Annotated in this window: 16 protein-coding genes; 13 read left to right on the top strand and 3 right to left on the bottom strand. The window is 65.3% G+C overall.

The annotated features are described in order from the left end of the window. Positions 1 to 1,220 precede the first annotated feature (1,220 nt). The 3 genes from BLW05_RS16220 to BLW05_RS16210 all read left to right on the top strand — a co-directional run bounded on the left by BLW05_RS16220 (position 1,221) and on the right by BLW05_RS16210 (position 4,731). On the top strand, positions 1,221 to 2,372 hold the full coding sequence (locus tag BLW05_RS16220) for a hypothetical protein (RefSeq protein ID WP_093164125.1): 1,152 nt from the start codon (positions 1,221 to 1,223) through the stop codon (positions 2,370 to 2,372). A gap of 402 nt (positions 2,373 to 2,774) precedes the next feature. Then, on the top strand, positions 2,775 to 3,464 hold the full coding sequence (locus tag BLW05_RS16215; protein ID WP_093164123.1) for a hypothetical protein: 690 nt from the start codon (positions 2,775 to 2,777) through the stop codon (positions 3,462 to 3,464). A 961-nt stretch (positions 3,465 to 4,425) separates the two neighbouring features. Further along, the gene (locus tag BLW05_RS16210) at positions 4,426 to 4,731 is read left to right on the top strand and encodes a DUF6471 domain-containing protein (protein ID WP_256330341.1); all 306 of its coding nucleotides are present in this window, start codon (positions 4,426 to 4,428) and stop codon (positions 4,729 to 4,731) included. Between the two features lie 983 nt (positions 4,732 to 5,714). Here BLW05_RS16210 and BLW05_RS16205 read toward each other — a convergent pair. Beyond that, complete coding sequence (locus tag BLW05_RS16205; RefSeq protein ID WP_256330356.1) at positions 5,715 to 6,284, bottom strand: YqhA family protein; 570 nt, start codon at positions 6,282 to 6,284, stop codon at positions 5,715 to 5,717. A gap of 99 nt (positions 6,285 to 6,383) precedes the next feature. Here BLW05_RS16205 and BLW05_RS16200 point away from each other — a divergent pair, with 99 nt between their 5' ends. Continuing rightward, positions 6,384 to 9,425, top strand: a complete 3,042-nt coding sequence (locus BLW05_RS16200; protein ID WP_093164119.1) for a PAS domain-containing hybrid sensor histidine kinase/response regulator — start codon at positions 6,384 to 6,386, stop codon at positions 9,423 to 9,425. 33 nt (positions 9,426 to 9,458) lie between these two features. On the opposite strand, the gene BLW05_RS16195 is transcribed toward BLW05_RS16200, so the two are convergent. After that, positions 9,459 to 10,409, bottom strand: coding sequence for a hypothetical protein (locus tag BLW05_RS16195; protein WP_143044839.1), 951 nt, complete (start codon positions 10,407 to 10,409; stop codon positions 9,459 to 9,461). A 351-nt stretch (positions 10,410 to 10,760) separates the two neighbouring features. On the opposite strand from BLW05_RS16195, the gene BLW05_RS16190 reads away from it, so the two are divergent. The 5 genes from BLW05_RS16190 to BLW05_RS16170 all read left to right on the top strand — a co-directional run bounded on the left by BLW05_RS16190 (position 10,761) and on the right by BLW05_RS16170 (position 17,380). Continuing rightward, the gene (locus tag BLW05_RS16190) at positions 10,761 to 11,513 is read left to right on the top strand and encodes a hypothetical protein (RefSeq protein WP_143044838.1); all 753 of its coding nucleotides are present in this window, start codon (positions 10,761 to 10,763) and stop codon (positions 11,511 to 11,513) included. A gap of 152 nt (positions 11,514 to 11,665) precedes the next feature. Next, the gene (locus BLW05_RS16185; RefSeq protein WP_256330340.1) at positions 11,666 to 13,153 is read left to right on the top strand and encodes an ATPase domain-containing protein; all 1,488 of its coding nucleotides are present in this window, start codon (positions 11,666 to 11,668) and stop codon (positions 13,151 to 13,153) included. After that, a complete protein-coding gene (locus BLW05_RS16180) occupies positions 13,150 to 14,742 on the top strand; it encodes a hybrid sensor histidine kinase/response regulator (RefSeq protein WP_093164114.1) in 1,593 nt (530 codons plus the stop codon). Before BLW05_RS16185 ends, BLW05_RS16180 begins: the two co-directional genes overlap by 4 nt. Positions 14,743 to 14,833: 91 nt before the next feature. Then, on the top strand, positions 14,834 to 16,399 hold the full coding sequence (locus tag BLW05_RS16175) for a phospholipase D family protein (protein WP_093164113.1): 1,566 nt from the start codon (positions 14,834 to 14,836) through the stop codon (positions 16,397 to 16,399). Positions 16,400 to 16,408: 9 nt separating this feature from the next. After that, the gene (locus tag BLW05_RS16170) at positions 16,409 to 17,380 is read left to right on the top strand and encodes a cation diffusion facilitator family transporter (protein ID WP_093164111.1); all 972 of its coding nucleotides are present in this window, start codon (positions 16,409 to 16,411) and stop codon (positions 17,378 to 17,380) included. 12 nt (positions 17,381 to 17,392) lie between these two features. On the opposite strand, the gene BLW05_RS16165 is transcribed toward BLW05_RS16170, so the two are convergent. Then, positions 17,393 to 18,097, bottom strand: coding sequence for a Crp/Fnr family transcriptional regulator (locus tag BLW05_RS16165; protein WP_177142677.1), 705 nt, complete (start codon positions 18,095 to 18,097; stop codon positions 17,393 to 17,395). Between the two features lie 143 nt (positions 18,098 to 18,240). Here BLW05_RS16165 and BLW05_RS16160 point away from each other — a divergent pair, with 143 nt between their 5' ends. From BLW05_RS16160 to BLW05_RS16145, 4 genes are all read left to right on the top strand, one after another. Next, positions 18,241 to 19,542, top strand: a complete 1,302-nt coding sequence (locus BLW05_RS16160) for an aromatic ring-hydroxylating oxygenase subunit alpha (protein ID WP_093164108.1) — start codon at positions 18,241 to 18,243, stop codon at positions 19,540 to 19,542. Positions 19,543 to 19,552: 10 nt separating this feature from the next. Next, entirely contained in the window at positions 19,553 to 20,224 is a 672-nt protein-coding gene (locus BLW05_RS16155) for an aromatic-ring-hydroxylating dioxygenase subunit beta (protein WP_093164107.1), read from the top strand. 432 nt (positions 20,225 to 20,656) lie between these two features. After that, complete coding sequence (locus BLW05_RS16150; RefSeq protein WP_093164105.1) at positions 20,657 to 21,703, top strand: AI-2E family transporter; 1,047 nt, start codon at positions 20,657 to 20,659, stop codon at positions 21,701 to 21,703. Between the two features lie 90 nt (positions 21,704 to 21,793). Continuing rightward, on the top strand, positions 21,794 to 23,146 hold the full coding sequence (locus BLW05_RS16145) for a tetratricopeptide repeat protein (RefSeq protein ID WP_093164104.1): 1,353 nt from the start codon (positions 21,794 to 21,796) through the stop codon (positions 23,144 to 23,146). Positions 23,147 to 23,435: the final 289 nt, after the last annotated feature.

The following is a 23,435-nucleotide window of genomic DNA, read 5'->3' as shown; positions in this document are numbered from 1 at the left end:
GATCGTTTGCGAGCAATACCCAGGCACTTCGACCGGAAGCGTCCTTTTCTGGATCGGGAAGAGGGAGCAGGCGACACCGCTCCCCCCTTTACTGATAGCGACGAGCGGTTCAGAGGACGCAGGCCGGCAAGCGTGCAGGCATCGCTGCCCAGTTCACCGCCATGCGCCGGCCGAGGGCGCGCACGTCATACCTCATGAACAACCATGGACGCTCGCCGTAGCGTTCTGCGGTCGACTTTACCTTCGCGAGGTCGGCCCCTCCGACAGGGAGCCCTGCAGGCATCAAGCAGCGCTTGATTGCAGCGTTGCATTAACTCAGGCTCGCGAGGGACTTCACAAATGACGAAGCTTTGCCCTGCGGTAACTACCAATGAGACAGTCGCCGCTTCCCCGTTGTGGGTGGTCATCTCGACGATGGGCGCCAGGTCGACCCAGATGGCGCGTGGCAGGTCCGATGCAGGACTTGGGACAGACATCGAAAGGTAGGCACCTTGCGCATCCAGACTCGTGTCCGGGTGAACCAGCACCTGTGCAGATGCACTTGCCAGCTCCGCCAAGCCGGGCTCCCAATCAAGCGGAAGGCGAACGAGCAGGGCCTGGCTGGTCGGATGCGCGTTCACCATGGACGGCAGGTTGCAGGTCGGGACGATAGCAGCTGCTGCTGGGGGTGCCATTTTCAGGCGCCGAGTCCGGTACTGCCGGCGCGAGTCTGCTTTCAGTTGGATGCAAGCGCGGGTGAGGTCGGCATGGCCCGAAAGGGCGCAAACAGTGTTTGATTTCATTTCGCTTCGTGATGGGTTGATTTCCACAGAAAAGCCGCGGCGGACCCTTCGAATAGAGAACCGAGTTATTCCTAAATCGCTTTAGGTCTTCGCACTGCTTTCTGCCGCCGAGCCGACCACCGCCGGCATCTTCCAGAAGCGCTTGGTGGGGCCCGCGGCGCACATGGACGATGTCAGGCCTTTGCATGCCAGCTCAACGCGAGTGGGGCGCCAGCGTCTCTTGGGTGCGTAAGCCGTCGCCGGTACATCGCCGAGGTTAAAGAGCTCCTCGCGACAGCATGACCTTGAGCTTCCTCTGGCGCCGAGAGCGCTTGTCACCGCCTCGCGCGCAGCTGTGGGCCAAGGCAACGGGGGGAGGGGCGAAAAGTCGATGGATAAATCCGCTCGCTTCATTGGAGAGATGCCGCGAGGTGCGGCACCACTTTGAAAGCATTTCTCATGAAACTAAACCATTCCGAAACAAGCTATCTCCCAATTGCCGAGGCACTCACCGAAGGGGGCTTCGCGTTTGTGCAAAGAGATATCGAGGCACAGAAGAAGGGCGGGCTCGCCCCCGACGGCTGCATCTGCACCCTCGTGCCCGCGTGGTTGCTACCCGCATTCGCGCAGCGAAGGAGGCCCGTTCTGTGGGTCACCCTTCCTGACCACTACAAGTCCGCCATGCCGAAGCTCATCGAGCATGAGGTGGACGTGGCCTTGTCCAACGACCTGCTGCAACCGTCCCCGGTCGTTTCCTTCTCTGACGGAACTCTCCAACTGACCCTGAACGCGTACTGGACCATGGATGCGGCCGGCCGTGAGCACGACTTTGTGCTGCTGGTTACCTGCGCAGACGGTGTCTGGGTGAGGCGGCAGGTGCCGTCAGACTGGACGAAGTTCATGGAGGAGGTCGAAACGATGGTCGAAGAATCTCGCCGTCGACATCAGGAGGCCTCGTTCCTGTCCGACTCAACCCTGCGCAGGCTGGACCTTTTGGAAGCATCGGCCCGAGCGTCACGAAGTACTTGGTCACTCGAACCCGAGCATCTTCATCTGTCGGATTTTCGCGAGACCAGGTGCCTCACAGTGAAAGAGGCTGCCGCACAAGAGCGCCGGTTTGAAGCCATCCATCTTCAGCTGAAGGCCGCCCAGGGGAAGGAGGGGCCAACTGCCGTGACCTACACGTTGGTTCATGAACCCCTGCCGTCGCTTGCCGCCCTTCCGGTCGTTTGGATTTATTTGCCACCGGAACTGCACCCAGCTGCGGTCGAGTTTGTAAACGGCTTTACCAGCCTGGGTTGCGTCTCGGATGACTCACTGGGCGTCTATCTCCGTGGGGCAGGCTGCTCGGCAAGCTTCTGGTCTTGGCACTCTGACCGGGACTACAACTGCTGTCTGGTCGTCACTTGCGGAGACAGTGTTTGGATTCGGCACTGCATTGAACCGGACCCAGAGGGCCACGAAGAGTGGGTGCTCGCGACACGTAGCATGTGGCACTACCGGTTTTGCGACCCGCTCTGGCTCCTGGAGGAAGCGGATGAGAAAGAGGCCATCCGGGAGGAGCCTGGCGTTCTGACAACCGTCCTGGTGAGCCTCGAAGCGCAACCCTAGTTGAGCAGGCCCGGCGGACCGTCCGCTCCTTCGGGATTCGGACCCGGTGAGCGACCAAGGTCGCTTCTAGTCGCTCTTTGATGCCGGCGGCGTCGGCGCGGTGTGCCGCTCCAACGCTCTCTGCGCCTGAGCGCAGCGGTGCTTGGCGCGGGCGTCACTTCAACGTGTCCTTCGGCGGCAAGCTACCGCGCTTCGAGTGCCTGAACGCGGCGGGCGCCGCGCCGTCGGTTGCTCGAATGTCTGAAGGCCGCGAAGCGGGCGATGGGGGTTGCGAACACTGCCTAAAGTGATTGTCGGAGTCTCCTGCGCCAGCCTGAGCACCTAAAACGAACCACTTTTGCGGTCATGCCTATAGGAAGGCTAGGCGCCGGCTGTCAGCGCCTCGCTCAACCAGGAAACCACATGACCAAGACCCCTTTCATTTATATGTCCGATACGCTGCCGTGTGTGCCATTTGGCCGCATCGAGCCAGCAAAAAAGTACCACAAGGATTCCAAGGAGGCCAAGCGCGTCGGCAAGCTCCCGGTGCTGGCGGGTGTGTTTAGCCCTGTGAGGGTCAAGCTCGATGCCAGGCAGCCGTCGTACCTGGGATGGGGCTCGATGTCGGCGCCCGGCATGTCGTTGCCGATGTTGACTTTCAGGCTTCAGCTCGGCGTGGACATGCTCTACTGGCTTGCCAATCCATGGGACCCTGAAGTCTGGTCAATGATTGATGATTGGCATGCGGCTGGTCGCATGGCAGTCGCCGCCGAGATTGGTGACAGAGTGCTTTTCGTGACGCGAGACTACGAAATCATCCCTCCGATGCGGGAGCTGCGGTCGAAAGCGCAAGGCGCGATGAAGAGCTTGGATGCCGTGCAGGAATTCATGCAAGGCGCGGGGCTCCTCACTGTATCCGGGCACCTTGCCCTGGGCGCTACGACCGACGTCCCGAGCATTCCCGTATTGAGGCATGTCCAAGGCTGCATCGTTCAGACCGGGACCACCGGGCGGGTTTGGGTGCCGCATGAGATTGCGACGTTCGCCGCGTGCGACCTAGTCATGCCACCGACGACGCGCATTCATCTTCAGCCCGGGCAGATGATGCACTGACGCAGTAGTACTGTTTGCTCCTAGGCTGGAGCAGATGCGCAAGGTGGAGTCAACGTCCAGGATAGGCCATTGCTCGCGAAGGTCGACGGTAGTGCTGCGCCTTTCAATGAGATAAAAGAAAGTCACCTCCAGCTCTGACAAGAGATGGTGAGGACGTGGCACACATATACCAGCACAACAGGACGACGTGCCTCTGCTCCGTATTTCGCGCACTTTGTACCAAGGGATGTAGTCCTTGCCTTCGCCTACGCCCCGCCCCCGCCGCACGCGAGCGCGCAAGTAAGGCAGATAGAGATTGGGATTGGCCTTCCAGTACATACTCGTACTTCCCCTCACCATGATTGCTTGGTGGTGCGACCGCTACCTACGAGGAGCAAGCGCTGCTGCTCGCTCATCTCCTCGATTTCCCGCGCATTGGTGCGCAGACCATTGGGCACTGGTCGCGAATGTCAACGGGGCAAAGTGCGCCTGTGGCAGCCAAGTACGCCGAAGGCTCGATTGATGTCAGGGTGTGCCCATTGGAACGCTGCAATCTGGCTTGAGCTTTTCCTCGTCCAAGCCAAGGAACATAGGCGCCACGGCCCTTCAGATCGGGTGCGTATCGGGCTTGAAAAGTGAGGTTGGCCAAGTTCCGCCGGCCACCGGGAGCGTTGCTTCGTAGGCCCGGGGAGGTCTTCACGGGCACTATCCCCGCTGGCTCTTTGCAAGTCCGACCCCCTTGGACGGGGTCGGACGGGGTCGGACGGGATGGCGCCCCGGTCCCAGCAAGGTTTGACCCCTGCCAGGTGCACTCTCTAGAACGAGTCAAATGGTCCATGCAGCAACCAACTCCTGCCTAAAGCGTATGGCGCTTCTAAAATGATTTAGCCACGCCGCCTAAAATCGGCGTGCACACCATCATCGGTCTCGCAAGGCGAGACCGATGACTTCTTTGGAGAGACTTTAGTCTCATGGAGATGTTTTGACAAGCCCTCAAGTTGAAGCCGTGAGCTTTGATTGGTCGGACGCTGCTTCCCGGCTATTGAAGGCCGAGATCGTTCGCGAGAATGTGACCCTCGCTCAGCTGGCACGTCGGCTCGGCAGGCTAGGGGTTCGCGAAACCGAGGCTTCGCTTAAGAACAAGCTCTATCGTGGAACCTTTTCGATGGTCTTTTTCATGCAATGCATGCGAGCACTTGGGCACGGCAACGTGGATGTGTCTTCCGTCATCGGAAGCGAAGTGCTTCAGGGCCGAGCACTTGAGACCCCTGTCGGCATCGGCGACTGATGGCTTTGGAACCAGTTGGTCGTGCCGCCATTGAATGCAGCATCTTGTACGTTCCAAGCCAACCGCGGTCGCGAGGTCCGCAATCCCGCCGAGCCTCTTACATGCAACCCAAACTCAAGCGCGATCCCAAGTTCTAGGTGCCGTGAGAGACGGGTATCAAGCGGCATTGGGAACTGGTCCCCTGGGGACATGAAGAACTGCCCCCGGGTTGTTGATCAATCTGTTGTGACCGCATCTTTCGCGCTGGCCTGGGTAGGTGTTCCGTCGAAGCGAAGTGATGCCCGGCGATGGCGTTGCGCTTGACGTAGCCGACGCCGCGTTCGTCCTTGCCCTTGTTGTGCGCGCGGTGTCACCTTCGAGTGCCGGCAGAAAGCGTGGAGGCGGTCGCGAGTTCGGTACGGTGCGCGTGCGAGTGGGCGGCAAAACTGGAGTTGACCACACGGCGGCGTCTCGTAGCGCACCGTTGCCACGCTCTGGGCCAGGAGCGCTCTCGGCGCAGATGCGCCACCGCGCGTTTCGACCGTGCGCAGGCTGACCGCAACGCCGTGCACGCGCAGCAGTTCCTGGCGCATGACATCGCAGTTGCCGCGGTGCTGGCGGATTTGCTCGGCAAGCCACTCAGCGTGCTCCGTCAACCGGCCGGTCCACGCGGGCGACTCGGAGGGCTGTCAGCCACCCTGACGCAGGTATCGCGGAACGGTGTTCCGGCTGCAGTCAAACACGTTGCCTTCCATCTTGGGGTCCTGCTATGGAGGGGGTCAATTCCTCATGTCGTCAGGGGGCAGTTTGTCGCGTGTCGCCTGAAACAGCGGGTCAACCCGAGCATGTGTGGCCTACAAGCGCGTGTCCAGCTTACGTCCGCACCTTCTTTGGAGCACTATCCCCGAGGCTACCGGTTGCGGAAAATTTCCATAACTTTTGTCATTTCAAGGCGCGCGCGCGCCGGCGCCGGCGGCGGCGTTCGGGCCCAACCGCCCTTGTGCTCAGTCCCGCCGCGAGTTGTTCTTGACCAGGAAATAGGTGAACGCCGCCACGACGAGCGCCAGCGACACGCCGAACGAAGCGATGTCGCCGGAGCCGTCCCACGCCACCATTTCGCGCAGAAAGAGCACGGAGAGCACGGCGATCACCACGCTCACCAGGTTGCCCTTCAGATCCTCGAGGTTGCGCACTTCCAACCACTTTGGCAGAGGAAGCTGGTCATCGATGAACAGGGAGAACAGCCCGATGCTGATGATGTAGACCGCGATCGCGATGAGGAAGACGTCGACCGCTTCGATGAGGCCGACCGCGAACAGCTTGACCGACTTGGCGGAAACCGCGCGCGCCTGGAACGCCTCGGCAAAGATCAGCGATAGCGCCAGCGCTTCGTAGAGAAGCAAACCCACTGCACCAAGAAATGTTCCCACGATGGGAATGACCATGATGTAGCGGCTCGAAGCCAGGAATCGTCTCAGCATCGCAGAGCCCTTCCTCCAAGTGACGCCGGATCTTATCAACGGCCGGGGTGAATCGAGGGGTCTGTCTCGTCTTCTGGTCATCGGCAGCAGCATCGGCAAGAATGCGACTCCTATCGCGCGGCCGAGCCTGCGGTTACGTGCTGCAGGTTCGATTGACGTGGATGGCCCACTTCGGCAGAAGGGAGGAGCCGCATGGAAACCGTGCCCATCTCACCGACGCGCGTGATCGACCGCAGCGGCGTCCTCACATTGGCGCTGACCCTGGTGCTTGCGATTGCGAGCTACTTCTTCGGTCAGCCCATGGCCATCGAACTGCACTGGTTCTGGATGGCATTGGGTTCCATGTGCATGGCCGGTCTTTCGCTGCTGCAGTTCCTGCGCACCAAGCGACTGCAGCGCCACGACGACGAGCTTCGCTCGATCATGGATGCGGTGCCCGACGTCCTGTTTTTCAAGGACACCCAGGGCCGCTATCAGATGGCCAACGCCGAGTTTTCGCGCATGTTCGGCCTGGACCAGCGTGCCGTGATCGGCAAGGTGGACAAGGATCTCTTCGGATCCGGGTTGCACGAACGCTTCGTGGCGCAGGACCGCGAGCTCATCGAATCGGGGGTGGCCCGCACCTTCGACGAAGAGATCGAGGTCGATGGCATGCGGATGTGTTTTGAGTCCCGCAAGCAACCTGTCTACGACCGGAGGGGAGCGCTGTGCGGCATCGTGGGAGTAGCGATCGATGTCACCGAACAGAGGGCGGTCAAGCGCCAGCTGGAGGATCTCAATGCGCGCCTCGGCGTTGCGCTGGACGCCGCGCGCATGGGTGTCTGGGAGTGGAATCCGGCCAGTGGCGAAGTGCGGCTTGACCAGCGCGCTCGCGACATCCTTGACTTGAGCGGCACCGCCGATGCCGAATCCGATTTCTTTGCGAGGCTGCATCCGGACGACGTGGATCCGCTCAAGGCGCGCATGAGGATCGCGCGCAGCGGGCAGGAGGTGGGCGCCTACGAGTTTCGCGTCGTGGACGACCAGGGCGCGGTGCGCTGGATCGAAGGCTTCATGTCGATGGACCGCCTGCGTGCGGGCGACGACTTCGTGATCGGCGTCAACCGGGACATCACCGAGCGACGTCAGGCTGAGTTTGAACTCAACGCCGCGAAGTCCGAGGCGGAACGCGTTCTCGCCGAGCTCGAGCAATCGCGAAGCGACCTTGACCTCGCGTTGAGCGTGGGCGGCCTGGGGGTCTGGCGTTCGGTCACCCGGCCTCTTGGGCCCCCCCATGTGAATGACCCGGCGTTTCTCGATGCGCCCATCGATGCCGACCATCGCCTGAGGGAGATCTGCGGATTCGGCGACGACGTGGCGATGACCTACAGGGGGTTGTTTGCGCTGATCGATCCGCAGGACCGCAAGCGCGTGGCGCAGCGACTGGGCGAGCTGTACCGGCAGCAAGGGGGCGCCTTTCGCAAGCAGTTCCGCATCTTCCCTGAGGCTCGCGCCGAGCGCATCGTCGAAGTGCGCGGGAGCCTGTCGATGCGCAGCGACACGGCCACCCCGGGCACCATCATCTCCTTCATCGGCATCGTCAAGGACATCACCGACGAAGAAGCGCTCAAGGCCAGCCTGGTGACCAAGGCCGAAGAGGCGCGCTCGGCGGTCGACGCCAAGGCCCACTTCCTCGCGATGATGAGCCACGAGGTGCGCACGCCGCTGAACGGCGTGCTCGGCATGATCGACCTGGTGCTGGACTCACCCCTGGACGACGACCAGCGCACCATGCTCATGCGCTGCCGCGAGTCGTCGGTGTCGCTCCTGACGATCATCAACGACGTGCTGGACTTCTCCAAGATCGAGGCGCGCATGCTCGACATCGAGAGCCGGCCGCTGTCGCTGGCCGGTCTCGTGGAAGACGTGTGCGCCACCTTCTCCGCCGAGACCGCGCGCAAGGCGATCGGACTGGGCTTCCACGTCGACGCGGCCATTCCGCAGTTCGTCGTGGGCGACGCCGTGCGGCTGCGCCAGGTGCTCACCAACCTGATCGGCAATGCGGTCAAGTTCACAGACCACGGCGAGGTGCACGTGAGCGCGATGCGCACGCCGCGAGACGATCTGGAACTGGCGGTCCGGGACACCGGCATCGGCATCGATCCGGGCGCGGTCGAGACACTGTTCGAGCCGTTTCGCCAAGCCGACATCGCCACCACTCGGCGTTACGGCGGCACCGGCCTGGGCTTGACCATCGTCAGGCAACTGGTGGAACTGATGCACGGCAGCGTGCGCTGCGAGAGCGCACTCGGCGTGGGAAGCCGCTTCATCGTGACCTTGCCGTTGCACCCGTGGGTGCCCAGTGCGGAGCCGGCACCCGGACGCAGTGCGTCGCAACGCATCGCCATCGACGCCGGCAGGCAGCCCGCGATCGATCGATCACGGCCTGAACCTGCGACCGGGCAGGGCCAGCGCGTGCTGCTGGCGGAAGACCATCCGATCAATCGTGAGGTCATCACACGCCAGCTGGTCAAGCTGGGCTATGCGTGCGATGTCGCCGAAGATGGCCAGCAAGCCTGGGAGATGCTGGAAGCATCCGGGGCTGGCGCCGGCTATGCGCTGCTGCTGACCGATTGCCACATGCCGAGGCTCGACGGCTATGAACTGACGAAGCGGTTGCGCGAGCGGGAGACCGCGCAACGCAGGCCCCGGCTGCCGATCGTGGCGCTGACGGCCAATGCGCTGCAGGGCGAGGCGGAGCGGTGTCTCGCGTTGGGGATGGATGCTTATCTGTCCAAGCCGCTGCAACTGGAGGATTTGAGAAAGACGTTGTCGGATGTGCTCCAGCAGCGGCAAGGCCGCGATGGCGCAGGGCCCGCTTCCGACGCGGTCGATCCGGCCGCGCCGTCTCGATATGCCGGCCTCATGCAGCTGTCCGATGGCGACGCGAGCAAGGTTGCGAAGCTGGTGCAGATTTTCGTGGCGGCGACCGAAACGGACATGGATGCGATGGACCGTGCCGCGGCGGCAGCCGACCACGCCGCCTTGCGCCAGCTCGCGCACCGCATGTGCTCCGCCTGCCACCAACTCGATGAGAGCGACGCCGTGCGTGCCTTCCGGGTCGTGGAACATCAGGAGGCCGATGACGACGCGCAGCTCCAGCGCCAGACCCTGGAGGCCTATCAGGCCGCGCGCCAGGAACTCGATTCGGTCATGCGGCGAGCGCACGCCTTTGTACGTGATGCTGCCAGGTGAACGTCTGACCGGCGAGTCGGCTTCGTTCGAGTGCTATCGCGCGGCGCGGTGAATCGCCCCGCGGCGATAAGGCGGAGCCACGACATACGCATCGAGAAAAGCAAAGATGCGATCGGTGGTCGTACGCCCGAATTCTCGAGACGATGTCACTTCCTGGCGCGCGACCAAGCTGCGCAACGCGCCCAAGGTGTGGATGCCACGCGCCTGCAACGCATCGACCGACGTCCCCAGCCACGGTCGCAACTCTTCCACCGGGGCGTGCGCAGCGGTGGGGGCCGCCAGTTCGTGGGTCTCGACCAGCCCATGACGCCAGAGGTCCAGGGGTGTTGCCGACCCGGCAAACGGGCGGTCCGTCAGCATCAAGGCCTCATAGACCTCGCGCGCTTCCCGCTTGCCGAAGCTCTCGCAAATCATCGTCAGCGAAAGCTTTCGCAGTGCGCCCACGGTCAGGTGGCCGCCGCCCAGTGCCCGCGTGAGCGTCGTCGGCTTGAGGCCGAGGGATGAGAGCGGCGATGAGTCCTTCAAGCCCCTGAGCGCCGAAGCCCGGGCTTCCGGAGAGAGCGCGAGCACGGCCCTGGTTTGATCGAGAGCACGCCGCGTGGCGTCCGGGTCTGGCGAAAACGCCATTCCAGCTTGCGCGAGGGCTTCGCGCAGCCGGGTGATGGTGCCGCGCCCGATGGACTCCTCGCTCAAAAGCTCGCTTTCGCTGATGGCGGACAAGTCTTCGATGCGAAAGATGCCGAGCTCTTTCAGGACTTGGTGAACACTCGCTCGAAGGGGGATTTCCTCGATGGGCGTTTCAGGACCGAGAAGGGGCGTATCAAGCCGCTGGGCAGCCTTCGGGCGCCAGTTGAAGGACGAGAAGACGAAAGGCGTCTCCCCCGTCACCATGCCTTCGCGTTGCGAAACGGCGTGGATGCGCTTGGCCTCCACCACCGCCTTGCGCAATGCACTCAGGCAGGCTTGCAGCTCGCTGTCTGGCAACTGCGCCAGGTCGTTGATTGTTCGAATCGTGCGCGTCGGAATAGGTGTGCTCCGATCTGCCCCGGCGGGCCTCTTTCCCTCTGCTCGGCGTGACGAAGAGGACGCCGCAGACGGATGCAGTCTCGGATCGGCCATCCGCCGCGTCAATTGCCCTTTGGTGCATGGATGGACTGAACGGGGACTGACTGGAATTTGAACCAATCGGTCGAACTCAGCGGTATTTCCATCGGACCTCGCCGAATTCGTTTCGCGTGCCTTCGGATAGCCTAGCTCTCATCGAAAGCGGGGTCCCCGAGGCAATTGGATGCGGTCGGGACAGACCCCGGAAAAGCTGATGGAGAGAGGTTGTGCATGTTGAATGCTTCTTCTGAAACGACACTTGCCGGTCCCCGGAGCCTGCTGAGGTTCCTGATGGGCGAGGGCTGGCTGTTCAACAAGAGGGCGTCGCGGGTTTCGCGCGCCCCGGTCGCTGCCATCCCGTCGCGGCCGCCGTCCGCGCGCAGCGCATTGCACGCGCACCTGCGGGCCGGCACCGACTGGCCGCCGACGAAGTCGCAGGCGCCGTTCTCGCGCGCGCTGGCAGCGAGTCGCCCGGTGCTGCCGAAGGGCGAGGGGCTCGAGGCTTCCGCCTTCATGGACCGACTGCTCGAACTCGACCGCTTGCGCGGCAAGGGGAGCGCGAGCACCGCAAGGCGCCACGAGCTGCTCGATTGGCTGGGCGCGAAGCTCTTCAGCCGCATGCGGATGCATCGCGAACTTTTCCGGCCGCAATGGCTGGCGGCCGGCAACGGCGAACACTACGACACGCGGTTCCGGCCGCTCGACCCTGCGCGCGACTCGCTCTTCGCCTGCCGCGTCGAGGGCGACGAACTCGTCGCGGTGGTCGAACGCAGGGCACGCCGGGCGGGGTCGCGTGTCGTCACCCGCACGGTGCGTTTTCCGCTGCGCTTCCTGGCCGACGAGGGCGAGAGCCGCATGTGGTCGGATGCCAGCCAGCGCCTGCGCTGGCTGCGCGTGGAGCGCGAGGAGGCGATCGCTCGTTTCGACGAGATGGAAACCCAGGTGCAGGCCCTGCTGGAGCGCTACTCGACCGCCGTGGCCTGAACGCGAGCGCGCCGCGCGCGGGGATTTCCCGCGGCGCGCGATTTTCGTAGGAACCGCCCTACGCGACTCAACAACATCGTGCGAATAGCGGCAGCGCGAGGTGCGTGCTACTTTTTTCGGGTCGCAACCGAGGAAAGGATCCCGCCTTGTCCATGCCCGACGAACACCATTCGGCGCCGCCACTTCTGAAGATGGGCGTGCCCGGCCTCGACGATGTGCTGGGCGGGGGTCTCACCGCCGAACGCCTCTATCTGGCGGAAGGCGCGCCCGGCGCCGGCAAGACCACGCTGGCAATCCAGTTCCTGCGCGAAGGCGCCGCGCGTGGCGAGCGCACGCTCTACATCACGCTGTCCGAGACGGCCGTCGAACTCATCGAGGTGGCGCGCTCGCACGGGTGGGACATGAATGGCATCGAGGTGCGCGAAATGCTGCCGAACGAGGAGGCGCTGGCGCCGGACGACCAGTACACGATGTTCCATCCGTCCGAGGTCGAGCTCAGCGAGACCACGCTGCGCATCCTGGCGGAGGTCGACAAGATCAAGCCCAGCCGCGTGGTGTTCGATTCGCTGTCCGAGCTGCGCCTGCTCGCGGGCGGGTCGCTGCGCTACCGGCGCCAGATCCTGGCGCTGAAGCACTTCTTCACCGGCCGCCAGTGCACCGTGCTGCTGCTCGACGACCTCACCGCCACCGAGCAGGACCTGCAGGTGCAGAGCATCGCCCACGCGGTGATTCGCCTGGAGCAGTTCAATCCCGACTATGGAAGCTCGCGGCGCCGGCTCGTGGTCGCCAAGTACCGCGGCAAGGAGTTTCGCGCCGGCTATCACGACTACAAGATCGCGCGCGGTGGACTGCGGGTCTTCCCGCGGCTGGTGGCGGCGGAACACACGCCGCCGCTGACGCAAACGCGGATTCCGAGCGGCCTCGTCCAGCTCGACGAACTGCTGGGAGGTGGCATCGAGAAAGGCACCAGCACGCTTTTCGTCGGCGCCCCGGGCACCGGCAAATCGAGCATGGCGGTGCAGTTCGCGGTGGCGGCGGCGCGGCGCGGCGAGCATGCGGCGCTCTTCATCTTCGACGAGAGCATCGCCACGCTGCGCACGCGCTGCGAGGGGCTCGGGATGGACCTCGGGCCGTTCATCGATTCGGGCCGCATCCGTGTTCGGCAGGTGGACCCGGCCGAGCTGTCGCCGGGAGAGTTCGTCCACGAGATACAGGCCTCGGTGACCGACTTCCGCGCGACGGTGGTGGTCATCGACAGCCTGAACGGCTATCTCAACGCGATGCCGGACGAGCGCTTCCTCATCGTGCAACTGCATGAGCTGCTGACCTTCCTCGGGCAGTCCGGTGTCGCGACCATGCTTGTCGGCGCGCAGCATGGCCTGATCGGTGCCCAGATGCAGACGCCGGTCGATGCGAGCTACCTTGCGGATGCGGTGGTCGTGCTGCGCTACTTCGAGGCGCATGGCGAAGTGCGCCAGGCGATCTCGGTCGTCAAGAAGCGCGGCGGCGCGCACGAGCGGACGATCCGCAGCCTGACATTGGACGCCGACGGAATCCGGGTCGGCGAGCCGCTGCGGAACTTCCGCGGCATCCTCACCGGCGTGCCGGTCATGGTGGACGGAGCGAGCGCATCATCGTGAGCGAGGACACCTCGGCGCTCGGTGAGCGCATCCTTCTTCGGACCGCGACCTCGGGCGATGCGCGCCTGGCGAAGGACGTGCTTCAACGTGCGCACTTCGTGGCCCACGTGTGCGACGACATGCACGCCCTGGTGAGCGAGTTGTCGCGCGGCGTCGGCGCGATCATGCTGGCCGAAGAGGTGATCGGCGAGATGGCCACGTCCGAACTCGCCAGCGCGCTGGCCCTGCAGCCGCCGTGGTCGGATGTGCCGGTGCTCGTGCTGGCGAGGCGGGGCGCGGATTCCCGTGCCATCGCGAACGCCATGGACGAGTTCGCGAACGTCACGGTGATCGAGCGGCCGATGCGCGTGGCGGCGCTGGTCACGGCGCTGCGCGCTGCCTTGCGCGCGCGGCGGCGGCAGTACGAGCTTCGCAACCTGCTCGACGGCCTGCGCGATGCGGACCAGCGCAAGACCGAGTTCCTGGCCACCCTGGCGCACGAGCTGCGCAATCCGCTGGCCCCGCTGAGCACCGCGCTGTCGCTGCTGTCGCGCAAGAAGCCGCCGCCTGCGGAAGCCGGCAAGTACTACGAGCTGATGGCGCGCCAGGTCGACCACATGGTGCGCCTGGTGAACGATCTCATGGAGGTGTCGCGCATCACCCGCGGCAAGATCGACCTGCAGCTGGGGCAGGTGCTGCTCGATTCGGTGATCGACGAGGCGGCCGAGCTGAGCCGGCCGTTGCTCGAACGTGGGGGCCATGCGCTGGTGCTGGACCTGCCGTCCGAGCCGCTGGTGCTGCGCGGCGACGCAGTGCGGCTGACGCAGGTGTTCTCGAACCTCCTCAACAACGCGGCGAAGTACTCGCCGACGCCCGGCAAGGTCGACGTGATCGCGCGCCACGAGGCGCAGCATGCGGTGGTGCGAGTCGTCGACACCGGAACCGGCATCGCGCCGGACATGCTGCACTCCATCTTCGACATGTTCGTGCAGGTCAGTGGCACCGCCAAGGCGGCGCAGGGCGGGCTCGGCATCGGGCTGACGCTGGTCAAGAGCCTGGTGGAGCTGCACGGCGGCACCGTCGAGGCGGTGAGCGACGGCCCGGGCCAGGGCGCCACCTTCACCGTGCGGCTGCCGCTCGCGCGGCTGATCCCTTCATCCGGCCGGCAGCCGCCGCTTGGGACGGCGCAGACGGAGATCAAGGGGACCGTGCTCGTGGTCGACGACAACCACGATGCCGCCGACAGCCTGGTCGAGCTGCTCGCTTCGCTGGGCGCGACGCCCATCGTGGCCTACAGCGGCGAGGAGGCACTGCAGATCGCACACGAGAAGATCCCCACGCTCGCGCTGCTGGACATCGGCATGCCCGGCATGGACGGCTGCGAGCTGGCCCGCCGCCTGCGCGCCGAACCCTGGGGCGGCGCCCTGAAGCTGATCGCACTCACCGGCTGGGGACAGCTGGGCCTGCGCGCGCGCATCGCCGAAGCGGGCTTCGACCATCACCTGCTCAAGCCGTTGAACCTGCCCGAGTTCATGCGGCTGCTGAAGCACGACCGGGCTGCGCGCGATCGCGAAGCCGCGGCGAACGCACTCCAGGCACCCGCCCCATGAAGAGATCCATCGTGACCGCGCTGGCTGCGATCGTGACGATCAAGTACCAGTCCTTTGTCGCCTCGGGGGATTTGATGCGAGGATCGCGCTCATGCGTCTGCGGATCGCCTTTCTCGCCGTCTACGTCTGCCTGCTCGCCACTGGCTGCGCATCGCTGCCGCCGCCCGTTCAGGCACCGCCGGCCCATGCGATCGAAGACGCTGCCACCACGCGCCTCGGGCGCATCGCTCATGACTCGCTGCCCGCGGACGACCCGGCGCTGTCGGGCTTCCGCCTGCTGCCGGAGGCCGAGACCTCCTTCAATGCGCGCATCGCACTCGCGCGCCGGGCGCAGAGGTCGATCGATGCGCAGTACTACCTGATCGGCAACGACACCGTCGGCCAGCAGTTCCTGCGCGAGTTGCGCGATGCCGCCGCGCGCGGCGTGCGGGTGCGGATCATCGTGGACGATCTCTACACCGCGGGTGAAGACCCGCTGCTCACGGGCCTGGCCGCGTTCCCCAATGTGGAAGTGCGCCTGTTCAATCCGCTGCCCTCGCGTTCCGGCTGGTTCGCAGGCCGTGTGCTCGCGTCGCTCGATGATTTCGAGCGCATCGACCACCGGATGCACAACAAGCTCTTCATCGCGGACAACGCCTTCGCTGTCGCGGGTGGCCGCAACATGGCCGACGCCTATTTCATGCAGAGCACCGCGCTGAACTTCATCGACTTCGATGTGCTGGGCGCGGGGCCGATCGTTCGCGAGATGTCGAAGGCGTTCGACCTGTACTGGAACAGCCCGCACGTGTGGCCGATCGACACCGTGGCGGGCACGCGGCCCTCGGCCGAAGGCCGCGCCCGCTTCGACGCGCTGATAGCGCAGGCGGGCGAGCGCATCGCCGAGCGCCCGCTCGATGTGCTCGGCCAGCCGACGGTCTCTGCGCAGCTCGACGCGGGCCGGGCGGCGCTGGTGCCGGCATCGGCGCAGCTCTTCGTCGACAGCCCCGACAAGGTGGATGCGAACAGCGCGGCCGACAAGCAGACGGTCACGACCCGGACGCTGGGCATCTTCGCGAAGGCGCGCGAGAACGTGCGCATCGTCTCGCCCTACTTCATCCCCGGAGAGCGCGGCATGGCGATGATGGAGGCGGTGCATGTCCCGCCCGGCGCCGAAAGCCCGATCACGGTGATCACCAACTCGCTGGGATCGACCGACGAGCCGCTGGTCTACGCCGAGTACGCGAAGTACCGCAAGCGCCTGCTGAAAGCCGGCGTGCGGCTCTACGAGATCGGGCCTCAGCTGGCCCCGCGCAGCGAGCACCTCGGCAACTTCGGCCGCTCGGCGGCGGGGCTGCACGCCAAGATGGCGACGATCGACGACCGCTGGGTCTTCATCGGGTCGATGAACCTCGACGGCCGCTCGGCGGTGAAGAACACCGAGCTGGGCCTCGTGATCGACAGCCCGGAACTGGTGAAGCCGCTGCGGAGGCTGTTCCATGACGGCGTGGTGGGCGGCGCCTACCGGCTGCAGCTCTCGCCCGACGGCTCGCGGATCGAATGGCAGGAGCGCACAGCCGACGGCCGCGTGACGGTGCATGCGCACGAACCGCACGACAGCGCCTGGCAGCGCATCAAGTTCTGGCTGATGCTGCCGCTGGTCAACCAGAACGAGCTGTAGACGCGAGCGATGAGAACCTTCAGCCGATTCCATCGCCGCCTCGGCACCGATGCACCCGCGCCGGGCCAGGCGCGCGCGGCGGCGATCGCCCTGGGCACCGGCGCGTTGATGGCGATCGGCAAGACGGCGGCCGCTCTGTACACCGGCTCGGCCTCGATGTCGGCGGAGGCGGTGCATTCGTGGGTCTCGACGGTCACCGAGATCTTCCTCATCGCCGCCTACCTCGCCGCGCGCCGGCCGGCTGACTCCGGGCATCCGCTGGGCTATGGGCGCGAGTCGTACGTGTGGTCGCTCTTCGCCTCGATCGGCATGTTCGTGGTGGGCGCGCAGGTGGGCTTCTGGCGCGGCCTGCGGCAGCTCGACCTGCCGGACGCGACCACCGACTATCGCTTCGGCTACATCGTGATCGCGCTGTCGTTCGGGCTGCAGTTCGTGTCGTTCATGCAGGCGATCCGCTTCGTGCGCGAGCGCGCGGCAGAGCGCGACCTCGGCGTGTTCAAGCATGTCTTCGACACCTCGGACTCGCAATTGCGCGCGGTGGTCACGGGCGACTTCATCGCGCTGGTCGGCCTCGCAGTGGCGGGGATGGGCATGGCGCTGCACCAGGTCACCGGGCAGGTCGCGTACGACGCGGCGGGCTCGATGCTGATCGGCATGCTGATGGGGGTGGCGGGCCTGTTTCTCATCAACGTGAACCGGCACTACCTGGCGGGCATGCCGCTCTCGGAAGAGCGCAGCGCGGCCGCGGTGAAGGCGCTGGAGGCGGTGCCGCTGGTCGAGCGCGTGACCTTCTTCTTCGCGGAGTTCGTCGGACCCGACCGGCTGATCGTGGTGGTGCGGGTGGTGATCGCGGGCGAGCACGACCAGGCGGCGCTGTCACGCATCCTGCACGCGCTGGAGATGCGCATCATGGAGCACAAGTCCGTCGCCCGGGCGATCGTGGCGCTCGCCACGCCGGAGGAGATGGAGCGCCTGCGCTGAGCGGCGATGGCCTCAGGACTTGGGCGGGTGGGGCTCGGCCGCTGCGAGCTTTTCCTCCAGCCGGTGGCGGTCCGCGAGCAGCCGGCCGGCCACGAGCTTCACCACCTCGAAGCCGAAGGCGGGGTTCTGGAAGTAGAGCTGCCGGAAGGTGTTCTCGTCGATCTGCAGCACGGTGCACGGCGTGACGCAGCGCGCGGTGAGGGTGCGTCGCTTGTTGGGCGCGAAGAAAGCGATCTCGCCGAACAGGCGCCCGGCCTCCATGACCTCGCCGATCTCCACGAACTCGATGCGCCCCTCCGCGAGGAAATACAGGTGCGTGGCCTCGTCGCCCTTGTGGAAGAGCACGCCGTTCTTGCGCAGCCGCTTCTTGCGCATGTACGGCCGCAGCCAGACGCCCGAGAGATCGCTGGAGTCGGCCGAGGCCCGCACGCGGCGCGTGAGGCGCACCATTTCGGCCGTCCGGTAGAGGTTGATCGGCAGCATGGTGCCGTGCAGCAGCACCATGATGAACGAGGGATGCAGCGCGCCGTAGATCAGGAAGCCGAGGTTGCCGCCCACCGCGAGGCAGCGCAGCGGGATCATGGTCTTGACGAAGGCGCTGACGATGACGAGCGCGCCGGCGACGCCTGCCGAGCAGAGTGCGACGATGCCCACGGGTGTCTCCAACGCCTGGTAGAGCGAGGTGATCGCGGTGTCGAACAGTGCGATGGAGGACATGGGGCTCCTTGTGGCGGCCGGGCGAGAGCGTAGCGTATCGAGGTGGCGCCGTGAGGGTAAATCAGGGACATCCCACGCCATGCCGGGAGCAAACTCCGTTCCGGGTCCGGTCCGGGACCCGGGTACGACAAAGGACAGGCACGATGAAGAACTTCGATCTGAACGCGCTGGTCGAGCCCGACCGCGTCCACAGGAGCGTCTACACCGACCCGGCGATCTTCGATGCCGAAATGGAGAAGATCTGGGAGCGCACCTGGGTCTACTGCGGCCACGTCTCTCAAGTGCCCCAACCCGGGGACTACCACGCGGTGACCATCGGCCGCCAGCCGATGTTCATGGTGCGGCAGCCGGATGGTTCGGTGCGGGTGCTCCACAACCGCTGCCCGCACCGCGGGGTGCAGCTCGTGGGCAACCTCAAGGGGAACACCGGCAGCAGCATCGTGTGCTCGTACCACGCGTGGAGCTTCCACCTCGACGGCTCGGTGCGCGCGATCCCGCTCGCGCAGGGCTACGAAGGCACGCGCATGACGCGCGACAACCCGGACTGCGGCGTGAAGTCGGCGGCGCGGGTCGACAGCTACCGGGGCTTCGTCTTCGCGAGCCTCGCGAAAGAGGGACCGTCGCTCGCGGAATTCCTCGGCGAAGCGCGCGTCGCCTTCGACGACATGTGCGACCGCTCGCCGGTCGGCGAGGTCGAGGTGGTGCCGATCTGCCACCGCGTGATCCAGCATTCGAACTGGAAGTTCTTCATGGAGAACCAGCTCGATGCACTGCATCCCTCGGTCACGCACCAGTCGACCGGCATCGCGGCCGGGCGCGTGGAGAAGCGGTTGAAGGCGCAGCAGGAAAAGGTGCCGCTCTACTACCACTACCTCTCGGCCTTCGCGTCGAGTTTCGAGCAGTGGGATTCGGTGCAGACGATCAACTTCCCGCACGGGCACGGCATCCTCAAGGCCTACATGGGGCTTCGGCCGCAGGACCCGGACACGCTCGCGCACGAGGCGCTGCTCAAAGAGGCCTATGGCGAGCAGCGCGCGGAGGAATACCTCTCGCGCAGCATCCACCATGTGCTGGTCTATCCGTACCTCTCGGTGCAGTCGCCGCTGCAGCAGTTGCGCTGCCTGCGGCCGATCTCGCCGGACAAGACGCTCTCGGAGATCTGGCACTTCCGGCTGAAGGGCGCGCCGGAGGCCATCTACCGCCGCAGCCTCTGGTACTACAACCTCGTCAACTCGCCGGCCACGATGATCAATGCCGACGACCTGGAGAACTGGACCAAGGGCCAATGGGGACTGCAATCCAAGGGCGGCGACTGGGTCAGCTTCCACCGCTACTTCGGCGACGACCGCGAGGAGGGCGGCGTGACCTATTCGAACCACGGCACCTCCGAGGCGGTGATGCGCAGCCAGTTCCGTGCTTGGTCGGCCTACATGTCGGCCGCGTAAGGGGAAGACCATGACCGCACGCGAAACCTCCTCCGCGATCCCCGACGCCGGTCCGGACTTCGAGCACCTGCTCGCGCAGGACGTGGTGATCGAAGGCGGCAGCGGCGAAGCGCCCACCGGCGCACAAGCGCTGGCGCCCGACCATTCGCCGCGCGCACCGGCGCCGTCTGCCACCGATGTGCCGCGCGCCGGCCTCGTGGCCGGCAACGACCTGCAGCGCGAGGTCGAGCAGTTGCTCTACCTGCAGGCCGAGTTGCTCGACCGCAAGCTCTGGCAGGCGTGGATGGACCTGTTCGACGAGCGTGGCATCTACTGGATGCCGGTCACGCCGGAGCAGACCGAATGGGAAGGCTCACCCTCGATCTTTGCCGAGGACAAGCTGATGATGGAGATCCGCAAGGGCCGCGTCTCGCACCCCAACGCGTGGTCGCAGGCGCCGATGTGGGAGACCAATCACGTCGTCGGCAATGTCGCGATCGAATCGGTCGACGGGGCGACGATCCAGGTCCGCTCGCGCTTCCACATGATGGAGCTGCGCCGCGACGACGTGCGGCATTTCGGCGGCACCTACCGGCACACGCTGGTGCGCGATGCGGCCGGGGCACTGCGCATCGCTTTGCAACGCGTCGATCTCTTCAACGGTCAGGCGCTGTTCGACTACGTGCTGCAGATCTGGGTCTAGGGCCTGTTCCCACTACTTTCATAGTGCCCGCAAGGCAGCAAAAGGCCGCAATCTAGGCGCGTGGCGCAGTCCATGCTGGTGCATGGACTAGGCGCGCAACGACGAGTGCGGCCTTTTGCTGCCTTGCCCGAAGGGTTGCCCCGCAAAGGCGGCGTCTGCGGCGTTGCAAATCCTCGCCGGGCAGACAGCCCGGCTGCGGTTTGCGCCTTGCAGCCACCCCCTTTGCGGGGCAACGGGCACTATGAAAGTAGTGGGGACAGGCCCTAGCCCACCCGGTTCAGTCAAGCCAGACGCTCGCCTTCCTCGCCGGCACCGGTCGAGGTAGGCTGCATCGCGTTGCCCGCTGGCCCGCAACGGTCGTCGGCGCGACACGCAACGCGCATAAGATCAGGCCCGCCATTGCCCACACAACCGCGAGGAGCAGCGTCCAAGATGGATCACCGATTCCAAACCTTCGTGTATGGCACCGCCATCGCACTGATGATCGGTTGGGTGTTCTACATCGGCCGCGACGTCTTCGTGCCGATCATGTTCAGCGTCTTCGTGGTCTACGTGATCCTCGGCATCGCTCGGCTGATCCAGAGCATCCCGGTGGTGGGCCGCAAGCTGCCCCCGTGGGTCATCTCGCTCCTGTCGGTGTTCATCATCGCCTTCGGCCTGTGCCTGGTGGTCTACACCCTGATCGCCAACAAGGACAGCGTGATCGCGCAGGCCCCGCGCTACCAGGAGTCGCTGCTCGCCGCGGTGCAGAAGGTGGCGGTGTGGCTTCGTTTCGAGTCGGAGCCCACCTGGACCACGCTGCGCCGCGACTTGTTCGCGCAGGTGAGCCTGCAGCGCGTCGTGGGATCGGCGCTGTCGTCGGTGTCCTCCCTGATTGCGACCTGCGTGGTGGTGGGGCTGTATGCCTGCTTCCTGCTGGTCGAGCGCGGCCACCTCGAAGCCAAGATCAACGCGATCGCGCAGAGCCCGCAGCATGCGCAGCGCATCAAGCAGGTGATCGCCGACATCAACGCGCGGGTGGGCGCCTACCTGGCGCTCAAGACGCTGCTGGGCGTGCTGCTCGGCGCACTGAGCTGGGTGATCATGCGCGTCATGGGCCTGGAGTTCGCACCGTTCTGGGCGGTGGTGATCGCGCTGCTGAACTACGTGCCCTACATCGGTTCGGTGCTGAGCGTGCTGTTGCCCGGCGCGATGGCGATGGCGCAGTTCGGCGATGCGAACCATGTGCTGTCGATCATGCTGTGGCTCACCGTGGTGCAGTTCGCGATCGGCAACTTCCTCGATCCCTACATCATGGGCAATTCGCTCAATCTCAGCCCCTTCGCGATCCTCGTGAGCCTGGCGGTGTGGGTGGCGCTGTGGGGCGTGGCGGGTGCGTTCCTCGCCGTTCCGATCACGGCGATGCTGACGATCATCTTCTCGGAGTTCCCGGGCACGCGAGCCGTGGCGGTGCTGCTGTCGCAAAGCGGCAAGCCCTAGCACTCGCTTCTTCGTTCGCGTTGCGCGGGAAACGGGCTGCGTGTTAAATGCGGCGCGTTGGGTGGTTGCCGACCCGAGGAGACATTCGAGATGATCGAAACCTGTACCGTGCGCCGCGGCTTCGTTCGTGCGCCGTTGCGATCGGCCGCGCAAGCCCTTGTCGTTTCGTCGGCCGTGCTGTTCGCGAATGCGGTCTTCGCTGCCGATCCCGACATCGCGCGTGCGCAGCAGCTCGTGCGCGAAGGCAAGTATCAGGACGCCTACGGCCTGCTCTCGCCGTTCGAGAGCACCAGCGCGGGCGACGCCGATTTCAGCTACCTCCTGGGCCGGGCCGCGCTTGGCACGCAGCAGCCCGAGAAGGCCAAGGCGCTCTTCCAGCGCAGTCTTGCCGCGCGGCCGGACTTCGTCCCCGCGCACCTGGGGCTGGGCCGCGCGTACTTCGCGCTCGGCGAGTACGCCGACGCGAAGATCGAGTTCGAGACCGTGCTGCGCTTCGAGAACCTGCCGCCCGATGTGCGCTCGCAGGCCGAGGTCTACGACCAGGCGGCGCGGCAGTCGCTGGATGACGGCAGGCCGCTGTCGGGCTTCGGCTATGCGGAGACTGGCGTCGGCCAGTACCGCGTGAACGAGACCGTCGGCACGCGGGCGCTGGGCGGCGGCGATCGTCGCGACACCTTCTACAACGCGCGCGCCGGCGGCGGCTTCAACTACGCGCTGGAGAACGGCTATGGCATCGACGGCACGCTGGACTACCGCTATCGCTACTACGACAACTCCGACAGTCGCAGCGATTCGGACCTGCGCTGGCGGCTCGCGGGCAGCAAGGCGCTCGGCGAGAACAACCTCTCGGCGGGCTTCAGGGGGCGCACCAGCTACCGCGGCGACGGCAACTACCGCAACGACGTCTCGATCTTCACCGACTACCGGATGCGCTACGACCCGGACAACCAGTTCACCTTCGGCGGCGACATCCGGCGACGCCGTTACCCCGAGGGCCCCGAGCGCGATCGGAGCCGCACCACCGCACTGGTGTCGGCCGGCTGGGTGAACTCGTTCATGGACGGCAAGGGCAGCTTCTCGCTCACCGGCCACGCCGGGCGCAACTACGCGACGAGCCGGCCCGATGGCGATTCCAACGTGTTCGGCGCCACGGCTGCGCTGGACTTCACCGTCAGCAAGACCCTGAGCTGGGGCGGCTTCGTGTGGTGGGAGCGCGATCTCTTCGCCTCCGACAACATCCACTTTCATCCGGACACAGTCGACAACACCGTGTTTCTGCGGCGGCGGGACAACCTCTACGAAGTCGGCGCCTATCTGGTGTGGGAATTCGTGCCCACATGGAGCCTGCGGCCGGAGTTGCTCTGGATCCGCGACCAGAGCAATTCGATCGGCTTCAACTACAGCTCGACCGAGTTCTGGGTGAACGTGCGCAAGAGCTTCTAGCGCGCGTCGGGGCCACCGGCGCGTCATTCGCGCGTCATCGAGGCACGTGTGCAATGGTGGCCGAATGGCCTATTCATCCCGATCTCGTGCTCGCTTGACAAGCTTTCATCCCGGTCGGATGCTCGCCAGCGATCAGTCATTGGCTGTGGCCTTTGCGACAACGACGGAGCGAGGAGTTGATGGCATCTAAAGAACAAAAGATGTCCCGCATGCAGCTCACCGCGATGGTGGTGGGCGGGATGGTGGGCGCGGGGATCTTCTCGCTGCCGCGCACCTTCGCGGGGGCGAC

The organism is Variovorax sp. YR216, from assembly GCF_900107745.1.
Taxonomy (GTDB): Bacteria; Pseudomonadota; Gammaproteobacteria; order Burkholderiales; family Burkholderiaceae_C; genus Variovorax.
Note: the sequence above shows the minus strand (reverse complement) of the source record. Positions and strands in the feature narration are given on the sequence as shown.

Coding starts and splice junctions, on each gene's coding strand:
- BLW05_RS16220 (WP_093164125.1), top strand. CDS start 1,221: ATGAAACTAAACCATTCCGAAACAAGCTATCTCCCAATTGCCGAGGCA.
- BLW05_RS16215 (WP_093164123.1), top strand. CDS start 2,775: ATGACCAAGACCCCTTTCATTTATATGTCCGATACGCTGCCGTGTGTG.
- BLW05_RS16205 (WP_256330356.1), bottom strand. CDS start 6,284: ATGCTGCTGCCGATGACCAGAAGACGAGACAGACCCCTCGATTCACCC.
- BLW05_RS16200 (WP_093164119.1), top strand. CDS start 6,384: ATGGAAACCGTGCCCATCTCACCGACGCGCGTGATCGACCGCAGCGGC.
- BLW05_RS16190 (WP_143044838.1), top strand. CDS start 10,761: ATGTTGAATGCTTCTTCTGAAACGACACTTGCCGGTCCCCGGAGCCTG.
- BLW05_RS16185 (WP_256330340.1), top strand. CDS start 11,666: ATGCCCGACGAACACCATTCGGCGCCGCCACTTCTGAAGATGGGCGTG.
- BLW05_RS16175 (WP_093164113.1), top strand. CDS start 14,834: ATGCGTCTGCGGATCGCCTTTCTCGCCGTCTACGTCTGCCTGCTCGCC.
- BLW05_RS16170 (WP_093164111.1), top strand. CDS start 16,409: ATGAGAACCTTCAGCCGATTCCATCGCCGCCTCGGCACCGATGCACCC.
- BLW05_RS16165 (WP_177142677.1), bottom strand. CDS start 18,097: ATGTCCTCCATCGCACTGTTCGACACCGCGATCACCTCGCTCTACCAG.
- BLW05_RS16160 (WP_093164108.1), top strand. CDS start 18,241: ATGAAGAACTTCGATCTGAACGCGCTGGTCGAGCCCGACCGCGTCCAC.
- BLW05_RS16155 (WP_093164107.1), top strand. CDS start 19,553: ATGACCGCACGCGAAACCTCCTCCGCGATCCCCGACGCCGGTCCGGAC.
- BLW05_RS16150 (WP_093164105.1), top strand. CDS start 20,657: ATGGATCACCGATTCCAAACCTTCGTGTATGGCACCGCCATCGCACTG.
- BLW05_RS16145 (WP_093164104.1), top strand. CDS start 21,794: ATGATCGAAACCTGTACCGTGCGCCGCGGCTTCGTTCGTGCGCCGTTG.